Source organism: Bradyrhizobium genosp. SA-4 str. CB756, assembly GCF_000473125.1.
Lineage (GTDB): Bacteria > Pseudomonadota > Alphaproteobacteria > Rhizobiales > Xanthobacteraceae > Bradyrhizobium > Bradyrhizobium arachidis.
In genome coordinates this window covers 2,948,277-2,972,814 of record NZ_KI421499.1, presented here as the reverse complement: position 1 = coordinate 2,972,814, position 24,538 = coordinate 2,948,277, and the positions used below count along the sequence as shown (strand labels likewise).

Sequence of the window (24,538 nt, the reverse complement as noted above, 5' to 3'; positions counted from 1 at the left end):
CTTCCCTGCCACCTCAGCCCCTTTTGGTTTAGCCGCGATGCGCGTTGTCGCCGCCGTTCTGTTGCTTGTGTCCGTGCTTCATGCGGGGCTGTGGGGAGTCTTGCGCGACAGGGAGCCCGCGCCGGACTTTAAGGGCCTGTTGCCGAGCCTCTCCTACACGCCGTTTGAGCCGGGACATGTCGTCGACAACAACGTCGACCCCGAAAAGATTCGCGCGGACATGAAGAAGCTCTCGACCCTCACGCGGGCCATCCGGTCCTACTCCGCGACGGAGGGCAACGAGCTGGTGCCGCCGATTGCCGCCGAGTTCGGTCTCAAGGTCACGGTCGGCGCGTGGATCGACAAGGACGAGGATCGCAACGAGCGGGAGATCAAGGCCGCCATCGAGCTTGCCCGCAAGAACAGCAACGTGATCGGCATCGTAGTCGGCAACGAAGTGATCTTCCGCGGCGAGCAGAAGGTCGAAGACCTCATCAACAAGATCAAGAAGGTCAAGAGCGCGGTTCGTGTCCCCGTCACGACGGGCGAGATCTGGAACATCTGGCGCGACAATCCCGACCTCGCCTCCAGCGCCGATTTCATCGCCGCTCACGTGCTGCCTTACTGGGAAAATTTCCGCTCGGACCAGGCGGTCGACCAGGCCGTCGACCGTTACAACCTCCTGCGCGATCTGTTCCCTGGCAAGCGCATCGTGATCGCCGAGTTCGGCTGGCCGAGTGCCGGCTACAATCTGCGCAATGCCGATCCCGGCCAGTTCCAGCAGGCGCTGACCCTGCGCAACTTCGTCGGCCGTGCCGAAGCCCTTGGCATGGAATACAACATCGTCGAAGCGATCGATCAGCCCTGGAAATTCTTCGAAGGCGGCGTCGGTCCTTACTGGGGCATCCTCAACGCCAGCCGCGAGCCGAAATTCGCCTGGACCGGCCCAGTGGAGAACCCTGATTACTGGAAGCTGATGGGAATCGCGCTGCTGGTCGGCATCCTGCTGTCGCTGCCGATCGTGCGACTGTCGCAGCCGACCGCGCCGCAGGTGTTCCTGCTCTCGGCGACCGCCAATGGCGTCGGCGCGTGGGCCGCGACGGTGTTCGCTTATTGGAACGGGCACTACTTCCTGTTCGGCTCGGCCTTCGCGCTGACGCTCGGCATGATCCTCCTTGTTCCGCTCGTCCTCATTGCGATGGCGCGCATCGACGAGATCGCGGCCGTCGCCTTCGGCCGGCCGCTGCAGCGGTTGCTCACCAAGGGCAAGCCGGTCGAGAACGTGCCTGACAATTACTATCCGAAGGTCTCGATCCACATCCCAGCCTATTTCGAGCCGGTCGAGATGATGAAGCAGACGCTCGATGCGCTCTCGCGGCTGAACTATCCGAACTACGAATGCGTGGTCATCATCAACAACACGCCGGATCCAGCCTTCTGGCAGCCGATCCAGGACCATTGCCGCGCGCTCGGTGAACGCTTCAAGTTCATCAACGCCGAGAAGGTGCAGGGCTTCAAGGCCGGCGCGCTGCGCATCGCGATGGACCGCACTGCCGTCGATGCCGAGATCATTGGCATCATCGATGCCGACTATGTCGTCGATCCCGACTGGCTGAAGGACCTCGTGCCGGCTTTCGCCGACCCGCGCGTCGGCCTCGTGCAGGCGCCGCAGGAGCATCGCGACGGCGACCTATCGATCATGCACTACATCATGAACGGCGAGTATGCCGGCTTCTTCGACATCGGCATGGTCCAGCGCAACGAGGTCAACGCCGTCATCGTGCACGGCACGATGTGCCTGATCCGCCGTGCCGCGATGGACATGGCCGGCGGCTGGTCGTCCGACACGATCTGCGAGGACTCTGATCTCGGCCTTGCGATCCAGGAGCTCGGCTGGGTCTCGCATTACACCAATCACCGCTATGGCCGCGGCCTCCTTCCCGACACCTACGAGGCCTTCAAGAAGCAGCGTCACCGCTGGGCCTATGGCGGCCTCCAGATCGTCAAGAAGCACTGGCGCCACTTCCTGCCCGGCAAGAGCCGGCTGACGCCGGACCAGAAGCGCGAATACGGCCTCGGCTGGCTGAACTGGCTCGGTGCCGAAAGCCTCGGCGTGGTCGTGGCGCTGCTCAACCTCGTCTGGGTGCCGATCGTCGCCTTTGCCGACATCGCAATCCCCGACAAGATCCTGACGCTGCCGATCATCGGCGCCTTCATCGTCTCGCTGGTGCACTTCCTGTCGATGTACCGCGCCCGCGTCGCGATCAAACCCGGCCAGATGCTGGGCGCCATGATCGCGGCGATGAGCGTGCAATGGACGGTGTCGCGCGCGGTCGCGCAGGGCCTGATCACCGAGCACATTGCCTTCGCGCGCACCTCCAAGGGCGGCCTGTCGCGGATGTCGATCGAGTTCCAGGCGTTCTGGGAGGCCGTGATCGGCATCCTTCTGCTGGTCGGCGCCGGCGTGCTGGTCGCCTCCAACAGCTTCCGCCAGATCACCGAGATCTACATCTTCGCCGGCGTGCTGGTGCTGCAGAGCCTGCCGTTCCTGGCGGCAGTCGCGATCGCCATCCTCGAGCTCAGCCGCATCAACTCGTTCCAGTTCTGGCGCGACAGCGCGATCCGCACCGCCGAGCTGATTGGCCTCCGCCCCGTCGCCCTGCCGACCCCCGCCGGCACGCCGCAGCCGGTGCCGAGCGAGGTCCGGCGGGAGGCGAACTGAGGGGCGCGTGCCTTGCGGCGCGAACAAAAGCTCCGCGCCGAAGCCGCAAGTGGCAGTTCGGCGTGGATGACGGGCCGCCAATCGGGTTGAAAAATCCGCCTTAAGCCACGGACGCCGCGAGCAAATCCCCGCCCCTGGCGCTAGTTTCGGCAACCACCCGCACTATTGACCTCCGCAGCCACTGCCCCTACACAGCGCGGGCCGAAAGCATGATCCGGAAACAGCCGGTTTTCCCCGCAACGCCAAAGTCAGACGTCGCGGCAAGACATGCTTCTCAAATGTCCGAAGGCGATGGCGATTTCTTGCAAGCCATCCGCGGCCATGGGAGCGCGTAGCTCAGCCGGTAGAGCACGTGACTTTTAATCACGGGGTCCTGGGTTCGAGCCCCAGCGCGCTCACCAATTGAATCAAGCCGCCAGCATGTGTGCCTCGGGTCCATATCAGCTCGCCGTGCTCTCAGCCTCTTCTGAAGAGCCCGAGAGGGTGCGGTATGCCTGGTCCGCCTGCTCTTTCGTCAAGTTGGCTGCCCAATCGGTCTCAATTAACGCTGGACCCCGGCGCACTCGATCATAAACCATCCAACCAACACCTCCCATCCGAATGAGGAACCTGCTCGCTGGCGGTGCCCTTTCGCTCACTGTGGCCTCCTCTCGCTCGGCGATATGGGGGGCAGCAGCGTGAACCTGCAGCCCCTAGATCAACGCCATATCGTAGGTGGATTCAGGGCCTTGCGGCCCACCGTTCTCAATGCGTCGGTCGAAAGATGTCCCTGTGCCGCGGCCTCAAGGATCTTCGACGCAACATGCGTTCGGGCGCCGACTTCGCTGACGGGGATGTTTTCGCAGACTTCTTCAAGGACGGCTCTAAGGAGCGCAGTCGTTTCCGCACTGAACATGCACCAACCTCAAAATAAGAGACCGAGTTGCACACTGCTCGCGCGGAGTATGTTCGCTTGGCAGCGTTGGCAAAATGCATTCCAGTCTGGGCTCTGAAATCCCAGCCGGCAGACGCTGGCACACGTCCGTCAAGGTTTTGTGACAGAGCCCCCCAAGAGCGAGAACGGCAGATTCACAATTGTTGTGGCGGGAACCGAATGCGCCGGGAAGATTCGGCAAACCGGGGCTGGCGAATAGTTCACCTAAATCGTTTCACCCGGTTCATTTGACCGTGTCGCGGGCCGCAGCGATCAGTTCGCTGCGGCCTTCGTCATCGTGGCCCCGACGCATTGGCGGTGGCGCTTTACTTACCCTCGCCGTAGCTCGCGATCTCGCGGAGCGATAGCCGCACGGTGTGTATCGGCTCGAGCGCGAGCCCGACCACCTCCTGAGGCAGCGTAAGGGAGTTCTTCTCGATGTAGAGCCGCAGGTCGACCAACGCCTTTGGGTCGGTCGGGAGTAAGTTGACCGCGCCCTCAACCTCGTCCGTTCCAACAGCCTGATCCAAAAAGCCGCGAGACACCGCGCCGGAAAGGTGTAGGATTCAAGAAAATCAGGAGGGAGCGGCATGTTTGAAATCAAGGGCTTCGACACGGCAGGCGTCGTTAGCCTCAAGCGGCTGTCACTCGCGGCGGCCCTCAAGAAGGCCAGAGAGCTCGTCCAGGACGGGTGCTGGGACGTTCAGATCGTTGATCCAACCGGCCGCATCTACACCTCGTTTGAAGAGCAAGCCGCCTAAAGCGCGATGAGATTGGGATGAATCGTCATCGCGCTTTAGGTTGTTGTTTGAGCATGATCTTTTCGGAAAACCGCTTCGCACTTTTCCGGGTCATGCTTTAGCCGCTCCGCCTTCGCCATCCAGAGATTAGTCCCCCATCGGATCGCCGGCGCGGGCTGGCGATGCAATCGATCGTTATCCCCCTCGGCCGACATTGGACGAGGCATTGTTCAGCCAGCGCTGCGTTGCTTCGTCGCTCCAGCCGGGAACTGCGAAGCGCGCCCGAGGATTCACGTCCGGACCAAAACGATCGACCGCGGGATCGCGCGGGTGATGTGCGCGGGAGCGATGCGCGGGCGCAGCGTTCGCAGCGGTGCACAGGACAATCAACAGGCCCATCAACAGCCCGTTGGCGAGGACAGAGCGCATCGTATCAGCTCCTATCGGGCTACCGCCGGGGCTGATGTGATGTGCCGCCGATCCCACCGCAACATGAGGCGGCATCACGGCTTGGCGATGGACATTGCACTTGATGCGGAGCGGTCTAGCGTTCGCCTTGATACGCCTTCAGCTCTCTGGAGCCGACGTTCGCAGATAGGAACGTTTCTACGCGTGGGGAATCTTACAGGCGCAAATCGATCCTGTGTTGCGCGTAGATCGAACGATGGAAAAAGCCCTGGCCTATGCCATCTCAGCGCTCCTCGTGGGCTTCGGTGCCTGGATACTGGTTGTTGGCCTTTCCTCCAGCTCGCCCGCCCTGTGGACCGTCGTGGCGCTGGTCCCAATCACGATCGGACTCGTGAGCGCTTTTGGCCCGACGTGACTTGATGGGGACAATCGGGGATGGGTCAGCGCGTCTGCATTTTCCGAATCGACGTTCTGTGGTCGCTCCACTGATGGGTCGCGTTCAGGGATGTAAGCGTGAGCCAGTTTCTATCGATGCTGCTGCTAGTTGCCGCCGTGGTTCTGACCGTCTGCTTCGGAGTGGCGGCCTGGCGCCTCTCTGACGAGAAGGAGCTCGAGGTCACCGGCCAAATCGCGCGTCAGACCTATGGATGGAAGGCGCCTCCGACCCGGTAACCCCTCGCGCTCGAGCTCCGCCGCCACCGGGCATCGTAGAGCCGTCAGCAGCTGAGGCGGCCTTACGGTCCAGCGTCTTTGCGCCGCTCCAGCATCGCCATCTCGACCTGTTGCGCGAGCACGGTCAGATGATTGGCCAGCCGATCGAATAGCTCGCGCTTGGCCTTGTCGGTCGCAAGATCACGGATCAGTGCGCACTCGGCCGCGTCCGTGCGCAATTTCTCCAGCTGAGCCTGATAGTCCTTCATGGCGCGCGCCCATCTGCCATCTTTTCCCGAATATTTCGACAGGGAGACAGCAGAGTCAATCCGACTCACGGAGGAAGACTTGGGAAGCCCTGACGCATCTCGACAGAGCCGCAAGACGGCCCCGGCCGTGGGGCTTTTGGGGGGGTAAGGCCGGGGCCGCTGGAGGTGCTCGGCCTTAGGGGAAGGCCCAAGCAGCTGCGAGCTTACCCTGAGATCGAAGCGGCGCTCTGTTCGTTTCAGCACATTCGAGACGTGTTCCGGGCAGGAACACAGCACGACAGCAAATTGCCAGTTTTTCCCGAATCGATTCGCATGCACGAATGCATTCGAGAAAATGGTGCGGCCTACTTGGCCCGTCGCGGCAAGTAAGTGGGAGGCTATCCGTGAGTGACAGAGCGCTGGCGCAGGGCAGATTTTTGGTTCGGACGGGAGGCATCGGCTGGATGGTCTACGATCGAGAGCGCAAGGGGCCGGCACTGATCGGAACGGACTGGGCAGCCAACTTGACCAGGGAACAAGCAGACGAAGCCTACCGGATACTCTCTGAAGCGGAGGAGAGCTGAAAGGTTGATCTCAGAAGCAACGCGCCAGCACGAACCGGCCGCCCCTGGTCAGGGGCGATGGCCAGCTTGATCGGGACATCGCGCCAAACGATCTGCCTTCAGCTCTCCGGAGCCGACGCCGCAGCCGGCACGCTCAGCGGAGCCCCGCCGACCGAAACAGGCCCAACAGGCCCGACTGGTCCGGAAGGTCCGGAAGGTCCGGAAGGTCCGACTGGCTTCGACTGCCGCACCAGCCGCTTGCGCATCGCCGCGGACATTCCATAGCGGGCATTCGCGCGTCGAATGGACGACGTGACGTCCGACATCATCGTGTTTTGCAGCGAGTCGACTTTCGCGATCAGCGTGGACAGCTGCGAAGATATCTTCCTCACATCGACCCGCTCGTCCGTGATGCTCTGGCGCAGGGACAGCAGCACCATCGAGTCCTGCTGGAGCAGAGCCGCATTCTGCTGCACAAGATCGTTGTTCGCCTGCAACGAAGCCGTGTGTTGCTGCTGGGCCGACTGAATGTCCTTCAACGCAGCGACGACCGGATCCGGTTTCGGTGCGGGAGCCTTCGGGCGCGGCAGCAGTTCGGCCAGACGACCGACATCCAGCGACGGCAGATCAGACGGCAGCGTGTAGATCGCCGCTGCGCCATTGATGGCCAGGGCACACACGGCCAGGACCAGCACCGATTTCCGGCTGGAAGGCCTGATCGGCAGTTCGGCTTCCGGGGCTAGGGGTTCAGGCGCTGCGGCGAGCGCGAGCGCTACGGGATCGAGTTGTTCGACAAGGCCTTGCGCTTCAGATGTCGTGGTCACGGGCATTGACCTCAAATGAGCGAGCAAAAGGAAGCCGACGCTGGAACGTCCTCGCGACGAGTCCTTTACGCAGCACCCACTTACACAACTGCCTAAAATTGTGGACTTTTTTTGATTAATTCCACGTTAGCGGCGTAGCCGTCTGACGGGCCTCGCCACCCCGGCCGATTACGGGGTCCATGCGATGGAATGAAGCTGCGCCGACGATGCGCTGCCTGCGGCCCGGCGGCAGCTATAACGGATTTTCCGAATTTTGCCAGAATGCCACTGTTTTGCCCGACGTGTCAAACCGATCTTTCCGCCGGATTGCACAAGTCATTGTGCCGGCAGCACTTGCTACTGTGCATGGGGTTGTTTTCGCGTTTTGAGACGCCTACCCCTCGTCCAGCACCTCGAACAACTCCTCGACCCGCTCGAACGGCGCGTCCTGCATCTTGGCGTGATACACGACGCGATCGCCGTCGCGTTGCAGTGACTTCCCGCGCGACTTGCGCAGCCGCCCCGGCAGGAACGTTGCGGCGACCGCTCCAGGGCCGACGTCGAGGCGAACGATGCCCCTGCGCTTGCACTCGATCCTGAGCTTGGCCGCGGCGAAGAAATCGCGCGCGGCCTTCGGCAGCGAACCGAAGCGGCGGGAGGTTTCCTCCTCGAGGTCGTCGAGCTCGTCCTCGTTGCCGCATCGTGCGGCGCGCGCATAGAGCTCCAGCCGCACCGGCTCGGACTGCACATAGGTCTCGGGCAGCATGTCTCCGACCGGAAGGTTCAGGTCGGGCACCCAGACCGCGGCGCGCTCCTCGTCGACCTTCTCCGAGGCCATTTTCAGGAGGTGGCTGTAGAGCACAGGCCCGAACACCTGGACATGGCCGGACTGCTGCTCGGAGAACAGGTCGCCGGCGCCGCGCAGGTCGAGATCCCGCTCGCTGATGGCAAAGCCCGCGCCGGGCCGGCTGAACTCCTCGAGCACGGCGAGCCGCTTCTCGGACTGCCCGGACGCCGTCTCGGTCAGGAGATGGGCGAAGGCGCGGATGCCGCTGCGGCCGACACGCCCGCGGAGTTGGTGCAGCTGGGCCAGACCGAATTTTTCGGGCCAGCACACCACGATGGTATTGGCGCGGGGAATGTCGAGGCCGCTCTCGACGATGTTGGTGGCGAGCAGGACGTCGGCTTCGCCCTCGACGAAGCTCATCATGCGGTCGTCGATCTCCTCGGCCGGCAATCTGCCGTGCAGACAGACGATGCGCAGGTCCGGCGCCACCGCCTGCACCCGCGCCAGCATGGGCTCGAGATCCTGGATGCGCGGGCAGATCAGGAAGCTCTGTCCATGGCGCCGCTGCTCGCGCAGCAGCGCGGAGGCAATGGCCGCATCCGACAGCGGCGCGATCCGTGTTGCGACCGGAAGCCGGTGCACCGGGGGCGAGGCGATCACGCTGAGGTCGCGGAAGCCGGCAAGGCCCGCGGCGAGCGTGCGCGGGATCGGCGTCGCACTCATCATCAGCACATGGACGTTCTTGGCGAGCGCGGCGAGCTTCGCCTTCTCGGCCGCGCCGAAATGCTGCTCCTCGTCGATGATGACGAGGCCGAGATCGTCGAACCTCACGTCCTTGCCGGTCAGCGCCTGCGTGCCGATCACGACCTTGATGCGGCCGCTGCGCAGGCCCTCCCGGGTCTCGCGCAGCTCCGCGCCCGAGGTTGCGCGCGACAGGTTGCCGACCTCGATGTCGAACGGAGCAAAGCGCTTCTGGAACGTTGCGGTGTGCTGCCGTGCCAGCACCGTCGTCGGCACCGCGATCGCCACCTGCTTGCCCGAGAGCACCACAGCGGCGGCCGCGCGCAGCGCCACCTCGGTCTTGCCGAACCCGACGTCGCCGCAGACCACGCGGTCCATCGGGTGACCTGAGGCGAGATCGTCCAGCACGTCGCGGATCGCGTTGGCCTGATCGACGGTCGTGAAGTAAGGGAAGCGCGCGACGAACTTCTCGTAAGCCGATCCCGGCGGAACCAGCTTCTCGCCGCGCCGCCGGCGGCGCTGGCTGATGTGCTTGGCAAGGGCCTTGCCGGCGATCTGGATTTCGCGCTCGGCTTCGGTGCGGCGGGCCCACCAGGTGCTGCCGTCCGCCTTGTCGAGCGCCAGCTTGCCGAGTTCGGTGGAATAAGGCCACATCAATGCCAGATCCGGCGGCGGCACCAGCACCGCATTGTCGCCGGCAAAGGACAGCCTGACCATCTCCCGCAGCGCGCCGCCGCCGGTGTTCACGGTCTGCAGGCCGTCGAGCACGGCAAGACCGCGCTGGAGATGCACGACCACGGTGCCCTGCTCCGGAGCGTCGGCATGATCGAACGCCGTGCTCCAGGCGCGCGCCATCGGCTGGGCATGATGCGCCCGGCTGCCGAGCACGTCGGAAGCGGTCACGACCACGAGCGGCTTTTTCCCGGGCACGATGAAGCCCGCATCGAGATCGGCCAGAAGCGAGGCCTCGCCGCCCCGCCCGCTTGCGGCCTCGTCCCAGTCGTCGCAGCGCTCCGTCTTGACGCCGCTCATCCGCTCCATCACGCGCAGATCGTCCTCCTGCGCCGCGACGAAGATCAGCCGCGAGCCAGCCCGCTGCACGTCCTCGACGAAGGCGCGCAGCACCTTCCGCGCGGACGTGACTTTGGAGAAGTCCGGCACGGTCTGAAGGGCGGCCGTCCGCGGCAGCACCTTCATGCCCTTCGAAAGCTGCTTCCAGTCGCGCTGTCCGAGATATTCGCGCTCCCGCTCCGCGCGCGGCGCGGCCTCCTCGATCGTGCTCAGCCAGCCGTCGGCATGCGTGGGCACGCCTGCATCGGCGATCCATTTGGCCCGTCCGCAATAGTCGAACAGGCTCGCGCGCTTGCCGCGTTTGCCGGCAAAGGCGAGCCGCTCCGACATGGGATCGACGAGCAGCTCTTTGGTCTCGAAGATGATCTCGTGCTCCTTCGGGTCGAACGCCACGATGCGGTCGATGGTGCGATCCGAATGCTCGATCCGGAACGGGCCGAGCGCGCCCGCAGGGAATATCTCGAACGTCTGGCCGTGAAACAGCGCCCCGCCCGGATAGTCCGGTTCGTCGTCGAGATCATATCCGAGCGACTGAAGGCGCGCCTCGAGCTCGGGCTCGGAAAACGCGCCGCCCACCTTCAGGCTCACGCTGAGGCGCGACAGGCTCGCAGGCGGCGGCAGGCGCTCCATCACGGCTTCCGCCGTCGCAATGAGAAATACCGGATTCCTGGATTTGGTGAGGCGCCTCAGCACGGAGGCTCTGCGCCCTGCGAGCTCGTGGGACGGCTCCAGCTGATCGAACGGCAAGGTGTTCAGACGCGGAAACACCAGGACCTCGCAGGCCGGGTCGAGCGCGTGAATGATGCTGCCGAGCCGCTCCGCCCTGGTCTCGCTCTCGGCGAGAAAGACGATGCCGCTCTGCCCGGACTGCTTCCATTGTGCAAGCAGATGCAGCGCCAGCAAACCGAGAGGCGACGAGGACGAGATCGTGGCGCGCTTCGATCCTTTGCTCTTCTTGGGCGATGTCTTGGTCACCCGCGCTTTTTTGGCAAGCCTCACTTGAACCCGTCTCTGGTCGTCAACTGAACGCGCGCGGTCCGCATGTCGATTCGGCGGCGCGCCGCCCTGCATATGGGATTTGTCCTGCGAACGCACGCCTCCTGGCAACGTTCGGGCCGCCGTCGCGCTGCTAAATATTTAGCTGTTGACCAAGCCCAGCCGGGAACTTGCCTCTTGCTCAGAGTGCGATCGAAGGCGCGCATGGCAAGCACGAAAAACCCCAGCGCTTGGAGCCACGCTGGGGCGTTTCGTTCAAAATGAATTGGTCAAGTAATGAAGCACTCATAGTAGCGATTTCGCCCCGCGCTTGTGAACTGGTTCACATTTGGCGCGGCAAAGCAAACGACCCCAGTGCAGGGGGCTACTGAGGTCGCCAACCTTGTGGGAAGGTTTTCTCACGGCCCGGGGGCTTGGGGGGCTTGGGGATGGGCCGGGAGCCCGGAGTCTACGTTTTGCGCGCACAGTCGTTCCAATGCCGGTGTGCGGGAAGTTCGCCGGGCTTGGGCCAGCCCATGTTGGCGGAACGGGGTACCGCACCGTGCCGGTTTGAGCGTTCGCGCGCCGCGCGCTAGGATCGCGCTTTTCAAGGAGGCTCATTTGAAACAGCTCATTGTCGTTGCGGCCATTGCACTGTCTTTTGCGGCGCCTGCGCGGACGCAGCCGCTGGTCGATCCCAACAAGGTTGCTCCCGAATACCGCGAAGCCGCCGAGAAGCGCCGCGCCGAACAGTTGCGACAGCGCGAATGCGCCATCAAGGCGGATCTCGAGAAGGTGCTGCCGAGGGATCGCACCGCCTATCTCAATCATTGCCTGGACATGATGGCGGCCAAGCAATAGCGGCCGATGATGTCGTGCGCGCCCGCAGGTGGCGGGCTTTCGCGGCGCAAGCACATGCCGCGCCGCGAGGGCGACGCGCGCGATGAGTCCTGGAGCGCGTTCAAACTTTCTTCAGACATTTGGGATGAGCTGATGATCCATTTCCATCAGTCATTGTTGTCCGCGCATGAGTTCGGTCCAGATTCAGTGCACGCGGTGCAAGAGCGTGTTCCGCGATCGCGCCGGGCGGTTGCAGGACGGCTATTCCAGGCAATGTCCGAGCTGCGAGGTGGTGCTGTTCTTTGCCGAGGATTCCCAGCACCCGTTCATCAAGCGTGCGATGCGGAGCGCGCGCCAGGTCCGCAAGGAGCTGCGCGAGGCCGAAGCGGCGAGGCTCCTCGCGCCAGAGACGCAAGCGGCGCCGCCACGCTCGTTCGAAGGCCGCAAACGGTCGGCCGGCAGATCGGATTAGAAGCCGCCTTGGCGCAGGCGATTTGTCGCAGCCGCACAGCGCAGCAACGACGCTACTGGCGTGACCGCTTCCTCGGAAACAGGCGATCGCGGATGTAGCGGGAGGTCGCGGTCAGGCGGATGCCGCGCGGCTTCTGCCAGGCGGCGCGATCGATCTCGTTCTTGTCGCCGATCGCAAGCCGGCCCTTGGCGTTCTTGGCGATGAAGATCGCGTCGCTCATCTTGCGGCCGGACCGCTTGTTCCTGGCCGTCACTTCCTTCCAGAGGCTGATCCTGCCGAGCTTGAGCTTGGGCAGCTCCTCCTTGATCTCCCGCCGGAGGCAGTCCTTGTCGGACTCGCGCGCACGCTTGCGGCCGCCCGGGAACATCCACAGGCCGTCCGATCGCCGCCTGACCAACAAAACCTTGCCGCGCTTGGCGGCGACCAGCTTGGAAGACTTCGCCATTACTTTCGTAGACTATTGCAGGCTCACAACCAGAATCTCGCCTATCGTAACTTGTCTAGCTCGATAGACAAGTTCGGCGGGGACATTGATCACAGCCTTGGCGGGACGCTCAGCCCTCGCCCGCCTCCGCCCGGTCCTCGGTCCTGATCCAGGCCATCATCATCTCCCAGGCGACCGACAGGATGATCGGACCGATGAACAGGCCGACGATGCCGTGGGCAAGCGTGCCGCCGATCACGCCGACGAAGATCACGATGGTCGGCGTGGTCAGCCCGCGCCCCATGACGAGCGGCTTCAGCATGGTGTCGATGAAGCCGACCAGGACGAGAAACACGGTGAGCAGCAGCGCCGTGGTGACGTCCTTGGCGGTCCAGATCCAGATGATGACCGGCAGCAGCACGAGGAAGGCGCCGATCTGCACGATCGAGAGCAGCAGCACGATGAAGGCGAGCAGGCCAGCGCTCGGCACCGCTGCGAGCTTGAAGCCGATGCCGGCGAGCAGCGCCTGCACGATCGCGACGCCGATCACACCCTGTGCCACGGCGCGGATGGTCGCGCCCGCGAGCTCGAGGAAATGCTCGCTCTGCTCGGGCACGATGCGAAACAGGAAGCCGCGGCCTGCCGCGACCAGCCGCGGCCCATGCGGAAACAGGAAGCCCGCCACGAACACCGAGACCAGAAACTGCAGCGTGCCGACGCCGGCATCGCCGGCGAGCGACAACAGCGGTCCCGCCAGCGGCTGGAGATACGGCGCCACCTCGCGCAGCACTGCGCGGATGTTGTTATAGGCCTGCTCCCAGAGGTCATAGAGCCACGGGCCAACCAGCGGCCAGGATTTGAGCTGCTCCGGCGCCGACTGGAGCGCGAGATCGCCGGTGCCGAGCTGGCGCGCCAGCTCGCGCACGCCATCCACCGCGCTGATGCCGAGCCAGGTCGCCGGTCCAATGACGATGCCGAGCGTGATCAAGGTGAGGATCGCAGCCGCGGTCTTGGGCCGGCCGCCCAGGACTTTGGCGACCCAGCTGAACGCCGGATAGAACGCGACCGCGAGCACGCCGCTCCAGGCCAGGATCGGCACGAACGGGCGAATGATCAGGAAGGTCCAGATGATCAGCAGGCCGAGCAGGACGACCCTGATCAGGAGCTGGATGATGTCCTCTCCCGTCAGGAGCTGACGGAGACTTTTCACGGGCACGACCTTCCTTGCTGCATGAACGCGGGGTTCCGAGATTTGCGCAACCTTGGCGTTATTGCGAGCCGCGCCACCGGCGTCAAGACAACCGGCCTGTCCCGCGCCCCGGCGATTAGGAACGCATCGGGCCCATCCGCATTCCGGATTGATGGCGCCCCCTCCCAGACAGCCCGATGCACACGCGGGAATCCACCGCGGCGTCCACTATTCGCTGAGACGGAACGGCGCGCCCGGCTATTGGCGCTACGCTTACGCCATTGGCGAGAAGGTCCATTCCGGCCGGGTGCAAGGCAGGCTGGCGCTGCTCGCCATCAGGCGCGTGCAGATGCGCATCGATCGGGAGATGCGGAATGGTCAGACCAACGACTGAGCTTGCGGCGGCATCGGCGCAGCGCGGCTTGGCTAACGCTCGTTAACCGGATTTCCCCGGCCCGGTTTACGCCGCTGCAAATGCCCGTGGCTACCGTGGGATCGAGGTCCCAAGAAACATTCCGTGCAAATGGCCAACAGCATCTGGACGATCGAAGAATTCACCTGTGCGGGTTGCAGCATGAACTACACTGCGACACGCGAGGAGCACGCCGAAGCGCACTCCGGCAGCTTCAAATGCAGCATCTGCAGCGGCGTTGTGCACAGCTGGTCCGGCAAGCATCACTTCTTCGGCTGGCAAGCCGTGAAGACCAAGCCCCCCGTGTTCGGACGGCGCTGGGCCGGCGTTGCGTGATAGCTGCCGGCGATGGTCTCGTAGCCCGCTCCTCCTGCCGCGAAAGCTCCACACTCCCTCATAACGGCCTGCGCGAACTGCGGCTTCTGCTACTCTGCGGCACGGGTTAGATTCCCCTTCCCGCAACTGAAGCCGATCCGCAATGACCGCTCCCTTCGTTCCCCAGATCGCCCTCTACCGCAACTGGCTCGCCACGCAGCGCGGCCTCACCTTCGCGAGCTATGAGGAGATGCGGCAGTGGTCGGTGCGCGATCTCGATGCGTTCTGGCGCAGCATCTGGGACTATTACGACCTGCAATCGCCGAGCCCGTTCCAGGCCGTGATCGCCGAACGCAAGATGCCAGGCGCGGTCTGGTTTCCCGGCGCGCAGGTCAACTACGCGCGGCAGGTGTTCCGGCATGTCGAGGCGGCCAACGCCGCCGGCCTGCCCGCGATCGTCAGCAGTGGCGAGGACGGCAACCTCACAGAAACGAGCTGGCTAGAGCTGCGGCGCAAGGCGGCTGCGCTCGCGCTGCATCTGAAGGAAAAAGGCATCAAGCCGGGTGATCGCGTCGCGGCCTACCTTCCCAACATCCCCGAGACCATCATCGCGTTTCTCGCCAGCGCGAGCATCGGCGCGGTCTGGAGTGTCTGCGCGCCCGACATGGCCGCGCCCGCCGTCATCGACCGATTCAAGCAGATCGAGCCGAAGGTGCTGATCGCCTGCGATGCCGTCACCTATGCCGGGCGGCGGCACGACCGACGCGATGTGGTGGCCGAGCTGCGGCGATCGCTGCCGACCGTCGAGCACGTGATCCTGCACAGCGAGGCCGCTGCTGGTGCCGCTGACGCCCTGCTGTCCGATATTCTCGCAAGGACGGGCGCGGCGGTCGAAGCGTTCGAGCCGATGTGGCTGCCGTTCGATCATCCGCTCTGGATCGTCTACTCCAGCGGCACCACCGGCCTGCCGAAACCGATCGTGCACGGTCATGGCGGCATCGTCATCGTGGTGCTGGCGCTGCTCGGCCTGCACAACGACGTCGGCTGCTCCTACCACGAGAATTCTTTCGGCGAGCGCTATCACTGGTACTCTTCGACCGGCTGGATCATGTGGAACAGTCAGGTTGGCGGCCTGCTCAGCGGCACCACCTGCTGCATTTTCGACGGCAGCCCTGGCGGGACCAAGGACAAGCCGGACTGGGCCACGCTGTGGCGCTTCGTGGCGCAGTCGAAAGCGACCTTCTTCGGCGCTGGCGCTGCGTTCTTCGCCAATTGCGCCAAGGCCGAGATCGATCTTGCCGCCGCCGGCGATCTGTTGCGGCTGCGCTGCCTCGGCTCGACCGGCTCGCCGCTGAGCGCCGATACGCAGGCCTGGTTCAACGACCGCTTCGCGGCGCTGGCGAAGATCAACGGCAGCAAGGCACAGGCCGACATCTGGTGGGCCAACATCTCCGGCGGCACCGATTTCGCCGGCGCCTTCATCGGCGGCAACCGCGAATTGCCGCAGACGCCGGGCGCGATGCAGTGCCGCCTGCTGGGCGCTGCGGTCGAAGCCTTCAGCGAACAGGGCCACGCCGTCACGGATGAGGTCGGCGAGCTCGTCTGCACCGAGCCGATGCCGTCGATGCCGCTCTATTTCTGGAACGACAAGGACGGTGCGCGCTATCGCTCCAGCTATTTCGAGACCTATCCGGACAATTTCGACGACAGTGGCCGCGGGCCGGTGTGGCGGCACGGCGACTGGCTCAAGGTCAATCCGGACGGCTCCTGCATCATCTACGGCCGCAGCGATGCGACGATCAACCGACACGGCTTGCGCATGGGCACCAGCGAGCTCTACTCCGCGATCGAGGCGCTGCCCGAAGTGCTCGATAGCCTCGTCGTCGACCTCGAATATCTCGGCCGCGACAGCTACATGCCGCTGTTCGTCGTGCTGCGCGAAGGAACAGCGTTCGACAGCGCGATGCAGGCCAAGATCAACAAGGCAATCGAAGCCAGTCTTTCCCGGCGCTTCCTTCCGAACGAGATCTTTGCCGTCGCCGAGATCCCGCGCACGCTCTCCGGCAAGAAGCAGGAGCTGCCGATCAAGAAGCTGCTGCTCGGCCAGCCCGTCGAGAAAGTCATCAACAAGGAGGCGATGGCCAATCCCGCCTGCCTCGACTGGTATCTGGAACTCGCGCGCAAATATCTCGCGCGGACCATGGCATAAGCCGCCTGAAGCGCGATGAGATCAGGATAAATCGTCATCGCGCTTGAGCTTGTAGTCGACGCATGATCGTTTCGGAAACCGCTGCGCAATTTTCCGGATCATGCTTTAACCGCCGCCGAAGTTGGACGGATCCAAATTCCTGTTCTCCGATGGCGGGATCGGCGGATAGCCGGGAAACTTGTACCAGCCTGGCGGCACGGGCGCGTCCTCGGCCGGACGAACCACGACATGATGGCGCGGGTAGGCGTGACGGACCGGCGCGGCAACAGCCGGCGCGCCGGTTGCGATCACGAGAATCAGGACCAGGACAGAGCGCATTGAACCGTGCTCCAGACGTCCACCCGCAATGTCATGTAGTGCGGACCACGCTGCACCCCACGCCTCCGTGGCTCACGATCGGTCACATCGACGGCATCGACCGTGCCGCCGGTCCGAAAGATCCGCCCAATTGCGCCGACTGCATTTGGAGTCCGTTCACCGATCGCCGCTAGATCAGGATGAACTCTCCGCAACCAGTGTTTGCCATGGCCGACCTCAACGCCGTCCTCACCAGGCTCAACGACCGCCTGCTCCGCCTCGAGGGCGAGCTGTTCGTGCTGCGCTCGCTGGCGCGCGCGACGCTGACGGCGGGCGACGACCACGCCGCGCGCATGCGCAAGCTGGTCGAGGCCGCCAAGGTCGCGCTCGACGACGAGGCGAAACGCGAGCTCGACAAGCCGACGCGCAAATATGTCGATGCAGCCACCGCATTGGTGGAGGAATTGCTGGTCGAGCCGACCCCGGCACGGCCGCTGTTCACCGTCATCGACGGCGGCCGGCGCGACTAATTCGTCAGAATGGCTGGCGGCCGCCCGATGTGGCGGAATCCCCGGCCTTCAGCCGGCTGAGACCCGCCTCGATGACGGCGATCTCCTCGTCGATCTTTTCGATCGGCCGGCTGAAATCGTAGCCCGACCTACTCTTCAGATCGACCGCAAGCCGCTGCCTGTGCATCATGAGTTCGTCGAGCCCACGGCGGTTCTTCAGCCGCACATAGGCGTCCACGATCTGCTCAATTGCGCTCGGCATGAAATCGGTCCCGGCAAAAATGCCCGCGCGGCGCACCCACGCCGGCGGGACATTCTTGGTGTCGCGGTACGCAATACAAATCCGCGACGGATTCGTCGATACGACAGCCAGGTTGAAAACGTGTTACCGTCGTGTGATTTCGTGATGCACGGCATGAAAAAGCCGCTGGCGATAACGCCAGCGGCTTAAGCCGGGTTCGAAAAGGGCTTCGGATTGAAATGCAGCCAGCCCCGGTGGACGCTAGTCTAGCGGCACACTGGATGGCCTTCTGTCTGAAAAGAAACACAGGAACCGGCGCATCCGCATTTGCCGTCCGATCGTGGCCGCGCGGCAACGCTTAATCGACCACGCAAAAATACTTGCGCGGCCATTTGCGATAGGCGCTGTAGCGGTAATACGGCCGGTAGGCGTAGCCGCGATAGATCGCCGGCGGCTCCTCGCCGTAATAGGCGCCGTGGTAGAAATTATAGGGCACCCCTTCGGCGCAACGATAGACGTCCCAAGTCGGACCGATGAACGGCGCGACCCCGATTTCGGGCGGTATCGCCGGGTATGGCCCACCGGCCTGCACCGGAGCCGCCACGATCAGTGCGGCGAGAACAACAAACCACGCGCTTCGCATTCGCTCGCTCCTGGCCCTCGAAAGTGCGCCCATCGAAACGCGCCAATGGAAACACCGGCGCGGACGGCCGCGCAATCGCCGAGTTCGGCGCAGCCCCCGGCCGACGCATTGTTGATAACCGGCCGTAACGCCTCGTGGGTGGTGACAGGATGCTCCAGCGTGTTATCGGGAGTGTGACGCAGTTGCGAGAGAGATCGGACACCCATGCGCATTACCCTTGTCGGCTCCCGCCATTTCGGCGTGACCACCCTGAACATGCTCCGGGAGCACGGCGTTGGGGTCGTCCGGGTCGTGGTAGCCGACGCCGAGGACCGCCTCGCCGCAGCCGCCAAGGCGGCCGGGATCGAGGTGGCGGTGCAGGCCAATCCGAAGCTGGTGGTCGCCTCCGAGATCGCCCCCGACACCGACCTGATCATCACCGCGCACAGCCATGCCCGGATCGGCAAGGACGCCCTCGCTGCGTCGAAGCTGGGCGGAATCGGCTATCACCCCTCGCTGCTGCCGCGACATCGCGGCAAGGCCGCGGTGGAATGGACCATCAAGGAGGGCGATCCGGTCGCCGGCGGCACGATCTATCATCTCGCCGACCGCATGGACGCCGGCGCCATCGCCGCCCAGGACTGGTGCTTCGTGAAAAAGGGCGAGACCGCCCGCGAGCTCTGGGAGCGCGCCCTCGCCCCCCTGGGCCTCAAGCTGCTGGCCGACGTGATCGACTATGCCAAGGTCCACAAGGCGCTGCCGGCGAAAGTCCAGGACGAGCAGTTCGCGACCTCGGCACCAAGCCTTTCCTAAATCCCCGCCCCTGAGTCTCTCGCCTCACGTTTACAATTAACGTGAGGTCGCATTGATTTTGCTTCGAAAATTGGAGCCGGAAACGCAAATAAACTATTGTTTCCACAGGAACAATTTTCGCTTTGGCATTGCAACAAATTTCCGTCACATTTCGTCCGAATAAGCGTCAGCATCTCAGACATGTTCAAGGACGGAATTCATGCGTTTTGGTCGCATCGCGGCGTTCTGTGCCGCTTCAGTTGTCGCCGGCACCCTCGCCGCTCCCGCTTTCGCCCAGAGCCCCTATGACGGCAACTGGCATGTCACCATCGTGACCAAGACCGGCTCCTGCGAGCCCACCGCAAGCTCCATGCTCACCGTTGCCGACGGCAAGATCACTGCGCCCGGCGCTAACGTTTCCGGCACCATCGGCAGTGGGGGACTTGTGAAAGTTTCGATCAATGGTGCATATGCCAACGGTCAACTCAACGGCAACGCCGGATCGGGGAAGTGGAATGGAGCATCTGCAGGCATACCGTGCAGCGGGCGGTGGGAAGCATCGCGCCAATAAACCTATCGAGGCTCGCGCCCGAAACCGGCGGCTGCTGATCGCGGCCGCCGTTTTGTTTGCGGCAGGGCTGGCCAATTCTGAAGGCAAGGCCCAGTCCAGCCCGTTTGCTTCGCTGGCGGGGACGTGGAGCGGTGGTGGCACCGTCACGCTGGACGACGGCTCGACCGAGCGGATCCGCTGCCGGGCCAAATACGCCCCGATCGGCCCCACCATGGAGATGTCGCTGACCTGCGCCAGCGACGCCTACAAGTTCAACCTCGGCGCCAACGTGAGGGCTGAAGGCGGCGCCATCGCCGGCAGCTGGTCCGAGGCCAGCCGCAACATCTCGGGATCGCTGCAGGGCCGTGGCGCCGGCGGCAATTACGAGCTGGTCGCCTCCACCGCCGGCTTCAACGCCAACATCTCGCTCAAGACGAGTGGCAACAAGCAGAACGTCGCGATGCGCGCCGACAGCCAGTTCCGCGGCGCCAACATCTCGCTGTCGAAGTAAGACAATCAGTGACACGACAATCGACCCGGCGTCGGCGCCGGGTCGATTTTTTTATGCGACAGGCACGAACGCGGTGACCTCGATCTCGACCTTGGCGCGCTCGTCGACGAGACCTCCGATATAGAGCAGCGTCGAGGGCGGGAAATTGCGCCCGAGCGTTTCCTTCCAGGCCGCGCCGATGCCGGCGCCAGCAGCCTCATATTCGCTGCGGCTGGTCAGGTACCAGGTCAAGCGGACGATGTGCTCAGGACCGGCGCCGGCCTCACCCAAAAGCTTGATGATCCGCTTCAGCGCGGTCGCAACCTGCGCCGCCATGTCAGACGCGTAGTTGCCGGCCTCGTCGCCGCCGGTTTGCCCGGCAAGCACTACCCAGCGGCCCGGCCCCTCCACCTCAACGCCATGAGAAAAGCCGCGCGGTTTTTTCCATTCGGCCGGCTGCAAGATACGCATGAGCGATATTCTCCCGGTTTTTGTCGTTGTTCACCCAAGCCTTAGCACGCCATCCTGCATCGCTGCATCCGCAGATTTGGGCGTTGCAAACGGTGCCGATGTCGCCGATACCGGCCGTCCCCTCACGTTCGATCTCCCACGCCGCCGATGACCCCGACACCGTCCAAAACGATGGCTGCACTCTGGATGGCCGGCTGGCTGGCACTGATGCTGGTCATGGCGGTGGCCGGGCGCGAGACCACGCGCGAGCTCAACGTCTTCCAGATCATGGAAGTGCGCTCGGTGATCGGGTTCACGCTGCTGCTGCCGATCATCTACCGCAGCGGTGGCTTCAAGGCGGTCGCGACCAAACGCCTGCCTCAGCACCTCGCCCGCAACGGGGTTCATTATTTCGCACAGCTCGGCTGGTTCTATGCCCTGACGCTGATCGGAATCGGCCAGGTGGTGGCGATCGAATTCACCATGCCGATCTGGACCGCGCTGTTGGCTGCAACCTTCCTGTCCGAGCGCATGACCGTCTGGAAGATCGCCGCGGTCGTGCTCGGTGTCGTCGGCGTCGTCATGATCGTGCGTCCCGCCACCGGCGAGATCAATCCGGGTCAGCTGATCGCACTCGGCGCCGCCATCGGCTTCAGCATCTCCATGATCCTGGCGAAATCGCTGACCCGGACCGAGAGCGCATTGTCGATCCTGTTCTGGATGATCATGGTGCAGATGGTCGTGGGCCTGCTGCCGACGCTCTATGTCTGGACCTGGCCGTCGACTTATCTCTGGGGCTGGCTCTTCATCATCGGAGTCTGCGGCACATTCTCGCACTACTGCCTCGCCAGCGCGCTCCGCTACGCTGACGCCACGATCGTGGTTCCCATGGACTTCCTGCGGGTTCCGCTGACCGCGACCGCCGGCTGGCTACTGTATTCCGAACGGCTCGATAGCTGGACCGTGCTCGGCGCTGCACTGATCCTCTCCGGCAATCTGTTGAATTTGAAGCCGGCTTCGCCGGTTCCCGCCCGCGCGCAGTGAACCCTGCGCCGCCTCGCGCGACAAAACAGAGTGGTCGAGCGTGATTTGGATCACGTTGGAGAGCCCCTCCAACGTGCACATTCGGCCACACAGCAGCGGGTTCAACGAGACGTCCTGCCGTTTTGGTGGCGCGGAGTCGGGCACTTCGTGTAGCTTCGTTGTCAATTTGTTGCTGCCTGCAATTCGATTCTGGGGATTTCAGATGCGCTTTCTCACCCTCCTCGCCTCGTTGATGTGCGTGGCGTTGTCGGTCAGTGCCGCGAAAGCCGACCGCCGCGTCGCCTTCGTCGTCGGCAACGGCTCCTACAAGAACGTCGCGCAATTGCCGAACCCGCCGATCGACGCCAAGGCGATGGCATCGACGCTGCGCAACGTCGGCTTCGAGGTGATCGAAGGATCGAACCTCAGCCGCGACCAGATGACCGAGAAGCTGCTCGATTTCGGCCGCAAGGCGCAGGGCTCCGACATCGCGCTGTTCTATTATGCCGGCCACGGCATCGCCGTCGGCGGCACCAACTATCTCTTGCCCGTCGACGCCGACATCAAGTCGGAGATGGACGTCAAGCTTGGCGCCGCCATCAACATCGACCTGACGCTCGAGCAGACCATGGGCGATGCCAAGGTCAAGCTCGTGTTCCTCGATGCCTGCCGCGACAATCCGTTCGCCGCCAAGATCAAGTCGAACTCGGCGACCCGCAGCGTCAACGTGCAGAGCGGCCTTGCCGAGATGAAGTCCGGTGAAGGCACGCTGATCGCGTTCGCCACCGGCCCCGGCCAGACCGCGCTCGACGGCCAGGAAGGCAACAACAGCCCGTTCACCCGCGCGCTGATCGACAACATCACCAAGCCCGGCGTCGAGATCCAGCAGGCGATGACGTCGGTGCGCGCCCAGGTCAACGAAGAGACCCACAAGGGCCAGCTGCCCTGGGGCCACACCAATCTGATCGGCGCGGTCTATCTCAACCAGGCTCCGACCACCCAGGTTGCCAACGCGGCCCCCACCGCTGCCGGCGTCGTACCGGCGGCGAGCGGCAGCAATGACGGCGTCGAGCTCGAATACTGGCGCTCGGTCAAGGAGAGCAACAAGCCGGAAGAGCTCAACGCCTATCTCGCGGCCTATCCGAACGGCCAGTTCAAGGCGCTCGCGCTGGCGCGGATCGCCGCGATCAAGAGCGGCCCGTCGACCACGACCCGCACCCTCAATGCTGGCGTCGATCCCGCTGCCTTTACCGATGAGGCCTCTCAGCTCACCGAGGACCAGATCGGCCTCGACAAGAACCAGCGCCGCGACGTGCAGCGCCGCCTCACCGGGCTCGGCTTCGACACCAAGCAGACCGGCGTGTTCAGTGAGGAGACCCGGTCCGTCATCAAGCGCTGGCAGGCCGCGCGCGGCTATCCTTCGTCGGGCTATCTCAACAAGCCCCAGCATAAGGCCCTGCTCGCCGAGGTCGTGGCCGCGCCGCCGACCGCGAGCGATAACAGCCAGAAAGCGGCCCGCCGTGCTAGCGCCCCCGCAGGCAGCAGCGCGCCGGCTCCGGCTCCCCAGCGCAGCAGCCCCGGTGATGCGGCCGGCGCAGCCTTCGTCGGCGGGGTCGTCGGCGGCATGATGGGCGGCATGTTCCGCCGCTGAGGCAGGCCAGTTCGCGAAACACAAAAGCCCGGCTCGCGCCGGGCTTTTTTCTTTTGGTCGCTCCTCATCCTGAGGAGCGCTCCGCAGGAGCGCGCGTCTCGAAGGATGAAAGGCCCGGCCGGCAGCAGCGGGGCCTTTCATGGTTCGAGACGGCGCTGACGCGCCTCCTCACCATGAGGAGTTGAGACTTACTTCCCCGCCGCCTTGCGCAGCGCCTCGTTGATGCGATCCTGCCAGCCGGGGCCGCCTTCCTGGAAGAACTCCAGCACGTCCTGGTCGATGCGCAGCGTCACCTGCTCCTTGATGCCGGGGACGGCGGTCTGCTTCGGCGGCGCCGCGGCGACCTTGGCCGTCACCTTCTTGAACGCCGCCTCGGCCTCGGTCCTGGCATCGCCGAGCGTGCGTGGCCGCCTCGGTGGTTGATCCGCCATGTTCTAGATTCCCTCAAACAGAGCCGTCGAAAGATAACGTTCGGAGAAGGACGGCACCACCGCCAGGATGGTTTTTCCCGCAGCTTCCGGCCGCTTGCCGATCTCGAACGCTGCCGCGATCGCCGCGCCCGAGGAGATGCCGCCGGGAATGCCCTCATGCCGCGCCAGCGCGCGCGAGGTCTCGATCGCGGTGGTCGAGTTGATCTTCACGATCTCGTCGATCACCGAGCGGTCGAGAATGTCAGGCACGAAACCCGCGCCGATGCCCTGAATCTTGTGCGGCGTGTGCTGGCCGCCCGACAGCACCGGGCTCTCCTCCGGCTCGACGGCAACGACGCGCAACGACGGCTTGCGGGGCTTGAGCACCTGGCCGACGCCAGTGATGGTGCCGCCGGTGCCGACGCCGGCAACGAAGAAATCGATATTGCCTGCGGTGTCGTTCCAGATCTCCTCCGCCGTGGTGCGGCGATGCACCTCGGGATTGGCGAGGTTCTTGAATTGCTGCGGCATCACCGAGTTCGGCGTTGTCTTCAAGAGCTCCTCGGCGGTCGCAATCGCGCCCTTCATGCCTTGCGCGGCCGGCGTCAGCACCAGCTCAGCACCGAGGAACGCCAGCATCTTGCGCCGCTCGATCGACATCGATTCCGGCATCACCAGCTTCAGCCGATAGCCGCGCGAAGCGGCGACGAAAGCGAGCGCGATGCCGGTGTTGCCGGAGGTCGGCTCGATCAGCACGGTATCGGGCTTGACGATCCCCGCCTTCTCCATCGCGATGATCATGGCCGCACCGATGCGATCCTTCACGCTCGCGGCAGGGTTGAAATATTCAAGTTTTGCCAAAATGGTCGCGTTCACGCCGTGCATGCCCGGCAGCCGGCGCAAGCGCACGATCGGCGTGTCGCCAAAGGCCTCGACGATCGAAGAATAGATCCGGCCGCGGCCGGGTTGGTGCGCTGCACCCGTGTTTGCGGCCTTTTCGGACGATGCGTCCATGATGAACTCCCTGTGGCGATATTCGCG

General features: G+C 64.1%; 29 protein-coding genes and 1 tRNA gene. 16 read left to right on the top strand and 14 right to left on the bottom strand.

Annotation, left to right across the window (positions count from 1 at the left end):
• The first annotated feature begins 37 nt into the window (after positions 1 to 37).
• On the top strand, positions 38 to 2,701 hold the full coding sequence (locus tag BRAGE_RS0114660) for a glycosyltransferase (RefSeq protein ID WP_027559243.1): 2,664 nt from the start codon (positions 38 to 40) through the stop codon (positions 2,699 to 2,701).
• 325 nt (positions 2,702 to 3,026) lie between these two features.
• Positions 3,027 to 3,102 (top strand) — tRNA-Lys (locus BRAGE_RS0114655).
• A gap of 296 nt (positions 3,103 to 3,398) precedes the next feature.
• Here the strand turns inward: BRAGE_RS0114655 and BRAGE_RS56820 are convergent.
• Entirely contained in the window at positions 3,399 to 3,596 is a 198-nt protein-coding gene (locus tag BRAGE_RS56820) for a hypothetical protein (RefSeq protein WP_035729724.1), read from the bottom strand.
• A gap of 344 nt (positions 3,597 to 3,940) precedes the next feature.
• Positions 3,941 to 4,144, bottom strand: coding sequence for a hypothetical protein (locus tag BRAGE_RS0114650; protein ID WP_141263048.1), 204 nt, complete (start codon positions 4,142 to 4,144; stop codon positions 3,941 to 3,943).
• Between the two features lie 60 nt (positions 4,145 to 4,204).
• Between BRAGE_RS0114650 and BRAGE_RS55835 the strand changes: the two genes are divergently transcribed.
• A complete protein-coding gene (locus BRAGE_RS55835; protein WP_167336501.1) occupies positions 4,205 to 4,375 on the top strand; it encodes a hypothetical protein in 171 nt (56 codons plus the stop codon).
• Positions 4,376 to 4,549: 174 nt separating this feature from the next.
• Here the strand turns inward: BRAGE_RS55835 and BRAGE_RS0114640 are convergent, their stop codons facing one another.
• Positions 4,550 to 4,783: a hypothetical protein gene (locus tag BRAGE_RS0114640; RefSeq protein WP_027559245.1), complete on the bottom strand. Its 234-nt coding sequence runs from the start codon at positions 4,781 to 4,783 to the stop codon at positions 4,550 to 4,552.
• A gap of 235 nt (positions 4,784 to 5,018) precedes the next feature.
• Here BRAGE_RS0114640 and BRAGE_RS55830 point away from each other — a divergent pair, with 235 nt between their 5' ends.
• Entirely contained in the window at positions 5,019 to 5,177 is a 159-nt protein-coding gene (locus BRAGE_RS55830; protein ID WP_167336500.1) for a hypothetical protein, read from the top strand.
• Between the two features lie 98 nt (positions 5,178 to 5,275).
• A complete protein-coding gene (locus tag BRAGE_RS54525) occupies positions 5,276 to 5,434 on the top strand; it encodes a hypothetical protein (protein ID WP_156950857.1) in 159 nt (52 codons plus the stop codon).
• Positions 5,435 to 5,496: 62 nt separating this feature from the next.
• Here the strand turns inward: BRAGE_RS54525 and BRAGE_RS0114625 are convergent, their stop codons facing one another.
• From BRAGE_RS0114625 to BRAGE_RS0114610, 3 genes are all read right to left on the bottom strand, one after another.
• Positions 5,497 to 5,682 (bottom strand): hypothetical protein, encoded by a 186-nt coding sequence (locus BRAGE_RS0114625; RefSeq protein ID WP_027559246.1) that lies wholly within the window; start codon positions 5,680 to 5,682, stop codon positions 5,497 to 5,499.
• Between the two features lie 661 nt (positions 5,683 to 6,343).
• A complete protein-coding gene (locus BRAGE_RS0114615) occupies positions 6,344 to 7,054 on the bottom strand; it encodes a hypothetical protein (protein WP_027559247.1) in 711 nt (236 codons plus the stop codon).
• 367 nt (positions 7,055 to 7,421) lie between these two features.
• The gene (locus BRAGE_RS0114610) at positions 7,422 to 10,529 is read right to left on the bottom strand and encodes a DEAD/DEAH box helicase (protein ID WP_027559248.1); all 3,108 of its coding nucleotides are present in this window, start codon (positions 10,527 to 10,529) and stop codon (positions 7,422 to 7,424) included.
• Between the two features lie 693 nt (positions 10,530 to 11,222).
• Between BRAGE_RS0114610 and BRAGE_RS0114605 the strand changes: the two genes are divergently transcribed.
• Entirely contained in the window at positions 11,223 to 11,462 is a 240-nt protein-coding gene (locus BRAGE_RS0114605; protein WP_027559249.1) for a hypothetical protein, read from the top strand.
• A gap of 166 nt (positions 11,463 to 11,628) precedes the next feature.
• A complete protein-coding gene (locus tag BRAGE_RS0114600) occupies positions 11,629 to 11,913 on the top strand; it encodes a hypothetical protein (protein ID WP_027559250.1) in 285 nt (94 codons plus the stop codon).
• Positions 11,914 to 11,965: 52 nt separating this feature from the next.
• On the opposite strand, the gene BRAGE_RS0114595 is transcribed toward BRAGE_RS0114600, so the two are convergent.
• Together BRAGE_RS0114595 and BRAGE_RS0114590 are read right to left on the bottom strand one after the other, a co-directional pair.
• Complete coding sequence (locus tag BRAGE_RS0114595; RefSeq protein WP_027559251.1) at positions 11,966 to 12,358, bottom strand: NUDIX hydrolase; 393 nt, start codon at positions 12,356 to 12,358, stop codon at positions 11,966 to 11,968.
• A 109-nt stretch (positions 12,359 to 12,467) separates the two neighbouring features.
• Positions 12,468 to 13,553: an AI-2E family transporter gene (locus BRAGE_RS0114590; RefSeq protein WP_027559252.1), complete on the bottom strand. Its 1,086-nt coding sequence runs from the start codon at positions 13,551 to 13,553 to the stop codon at positions 12,468 to 12,470.
• A gap of 145 nt (positions 13,554 to 13,698) precedes the next feature.
• Here BRAGE_RS0114590 and BRAGE_RS0114585 point away from each other — a divergent pair, with 145 nt between their 5' ends.
• The 3 genes from BRAGE_RS0114585 to BRAGE_RS0114575 all read left to right on the top strand — a co-directional run bounded on the left by BRAGE_RS0114585 (position 13,699) and on the right by BRAGE_RS0114575 (position 16,462).
• The gene (locus tag BRAGE_RS0114585) at positions 13,699 to 13,920 is read left to right on the top strand and encodes a hypothetical protein (protein WP_027559253.1); all 222 of its coding nucleotides are present in this window, start codon (positions 13,699 to 13,701) and stop codon (positions 13,918 to 13,920) included.
• A 129-nt stretch (positions 13,921 to 14,049) separates the two neighbouring features.
• Positions 14,050 to 14,274, top strand: coding sequence for a hypothetical protein (locus tag BRAGE_RS0114580; protein ID WP_027559254.1), 225 nt, complete (start codon positions 14,050 to 14,052; stop codon positions 14,272 to 14,274).
• Between the two features lie 142 nt (positions 14,275 to 14,416).
• On the top strand, positions 14,417 to 16,462 hold the full coding sequence (locus BRAGE_RS0114575; RefSeq protein ID WP_027559255.1) for an acetoacetate--CoA ligase: 2,046 nt from the start codon (positions 14,417 to 14,419) through the stop codon (positions 16,460 to 16,462).
• Between the two features lie 105 nt (positions 16,463 to 16,567).
• On the opposite strand, the gene BRAGE_RS0114570 is transcribed toward BRAGE_RS0114575, so the two are convergent.
• A complete protein-coding gene (locus BRAGE_RS0114570) occupies positions 16,568 to 16,780 on the bottom strand; it encodes a hypothetical protein (protein ID WP_027559256.1) in 213 nt (70 codons plus the stop codon).
• A gap of 206 nt (positions 16,781 to 16,986) precedes the next feature.
• On the opposite strand from BRAGE_RS0114570, the gene BRAGE_RS0114560 reads away from it, so the two are divergent.
• Positions 16,987 to 17,289: a hypothetical protein gene (locus BRAGE_RS0114560; protein ID WP_011087444.1), complete on the top strand. Its 303-nt coding sequence runs from the start codon at positions 16,987 to 16,989 to the stop codon at positions 17,287 to 17,289.
• 4 nt (positions 17,290 to 17,293) lie between these two features.
• On the opposite strand, the gene BRAGE_RS0114555 is transcribed toward BRAGE_RS0114560, so the two are convergent.
• Positions 17,294 to 17,530 carry a hypothetical protein gene (locus BRAGE_RS0114555; protein ID WP_027559257.1) on the bottom strand — a complete coding sequence of 79 codons (237 nt, stop codon included), beginning with the start codon at positions 17,528 to 17,530 and terminating at the stop codon, positions 17,294 to 17,296.
• A gap of 337 nt (positions 17,531 to 17,867) precedes the next feature.
• On the bottom strand, positions 17,868 to 18,152 hold the full coding sequence (locus BRAGE_RS0114550) for a hypothetical protein (RefSeq protein WP_027559258.1): 285 nt from the start codon (positions 18,150 to 18,152) through the stop codon (positions 17,868 to 17,870).
• A gap of 204 nt (positions 18,153 to 18,356) precedes the next feature.
• Here BRAGE_RS0114550 and BRAGE_RS0114545 point away from each other — a divergent pair, with 204 nt between their 5' ends.
• From BRAGE_RS0114545 to BRAGE_RS0114535, 3 genes are all read left to right on the top strand, one after another.
• On the top strand, positions 18,357 to 18,944 hold the full coding sequence (locus tag BRAGE_RS0114545; RefSeq protein WP_027559259.1) for a formyltransferase family protein: 588 nt from the start codon (positions 18,357 to 18,359) through the stop codon (positions 18,942 to 18,944).
• A 199-nt stretch (positions 18,945 to 19,143) separates the two neighbouring features.
• Positions 19,144 to 19,494, top strand: a complete 351-nt coding sequence (locus BRAGE_RS52765) for a hypothetical protein (protein WP_084334320.1) — start codon at positions 19,144 to 19,146, stop codon at positions 19,492 to 19,494.
• Entirely contained in the window at positions 19,439 to 19,984 is a 546-nt protein-coding gene (locus BRAGE_RS0114535; protein WP_027559260.1) for a hypothetical protein, read from the top strand. Before BRAGE_RS52765 ends, BRAGE_RS0114535 begins: the two co-directional genes overlap by 56 nt.
• A 51-nt stretch (positions 19,985 to 20,035) precedes the next feature.
• On the opposite strand, the gene BRAGE_RS0114530 is transcribed toward BRAGE_RS0114535, so the two are convergent.
• On the bottom strand, positions 20,036 to 20,434 hold the full coding sequence (locus tag BRAGE_RS0114530) for a RidA family protein (RefSeq protein ID WP_027559261.1): 399 nt from the start codon (positions 20,432 to 20,434) through the stop codon (positions 20,036 to 20,038).
• 147 nt (positions 20,435 to 20,581) lie between these two features.
• Between BRAGE_RS0114530 and BRAGE_RS0114525 the strand changes: the two genes are divergently transcribed.
• Positions 20,582 to 21,457, top strand: a complete 876-nt coding sequence (locus BRAGE_RS0114525) for a DMT family transporter (protein ID WP_027559262.1) — start codon at positions 20,582 to 20,584, stop codon at positions 21,455 to 21,457.
• A gap of 202 nt (positions 21,458 to 21,659) precedes the next feature.
• Complete coding sequence (locus BRAGE_RS0114520; protein ID WP_027559263.1) at positions 21,660 to 23,087, top strand: caspase family protein; 1,428 nt, start codon at positions 21,660 to 21,662, stop codon at positions 23,085 to 23,087.
• 188 nt (positions 23,088 to 23,275) lie between these two features.
• Here the strand turns inward: BRAGE_RS0114520 and BRAGE_RS0114515 are convergent, their stop codons facing one another.
• Positions 23,276 to 23,518, bottom strand: a complete 243-nt coding sequence (locus BRAGE_RS0114515; RefSeq protein ID WP_027559264.1) for a BrnA antitoxin family protein — start codon at positions 23,516 to 23,518, stop codon at positions 23,276 to 23,278.
• 3 nt (positions 23,519 to 23,521) lie between these two features.
• Positions 23,522 to 24,511, bottom strand: a complete 990-nt coding sequence (gene cysK, locus BRAGE_RS0114510; RefSeq protein ID WP_027559265.1) for a cysteine synthase A — start codon at positions 24,509 to 24,511, stop codon at positions 23,522 to 23,524.
• Positions 24,512 to 24,538: the final 27 nt, after the last annotated feature.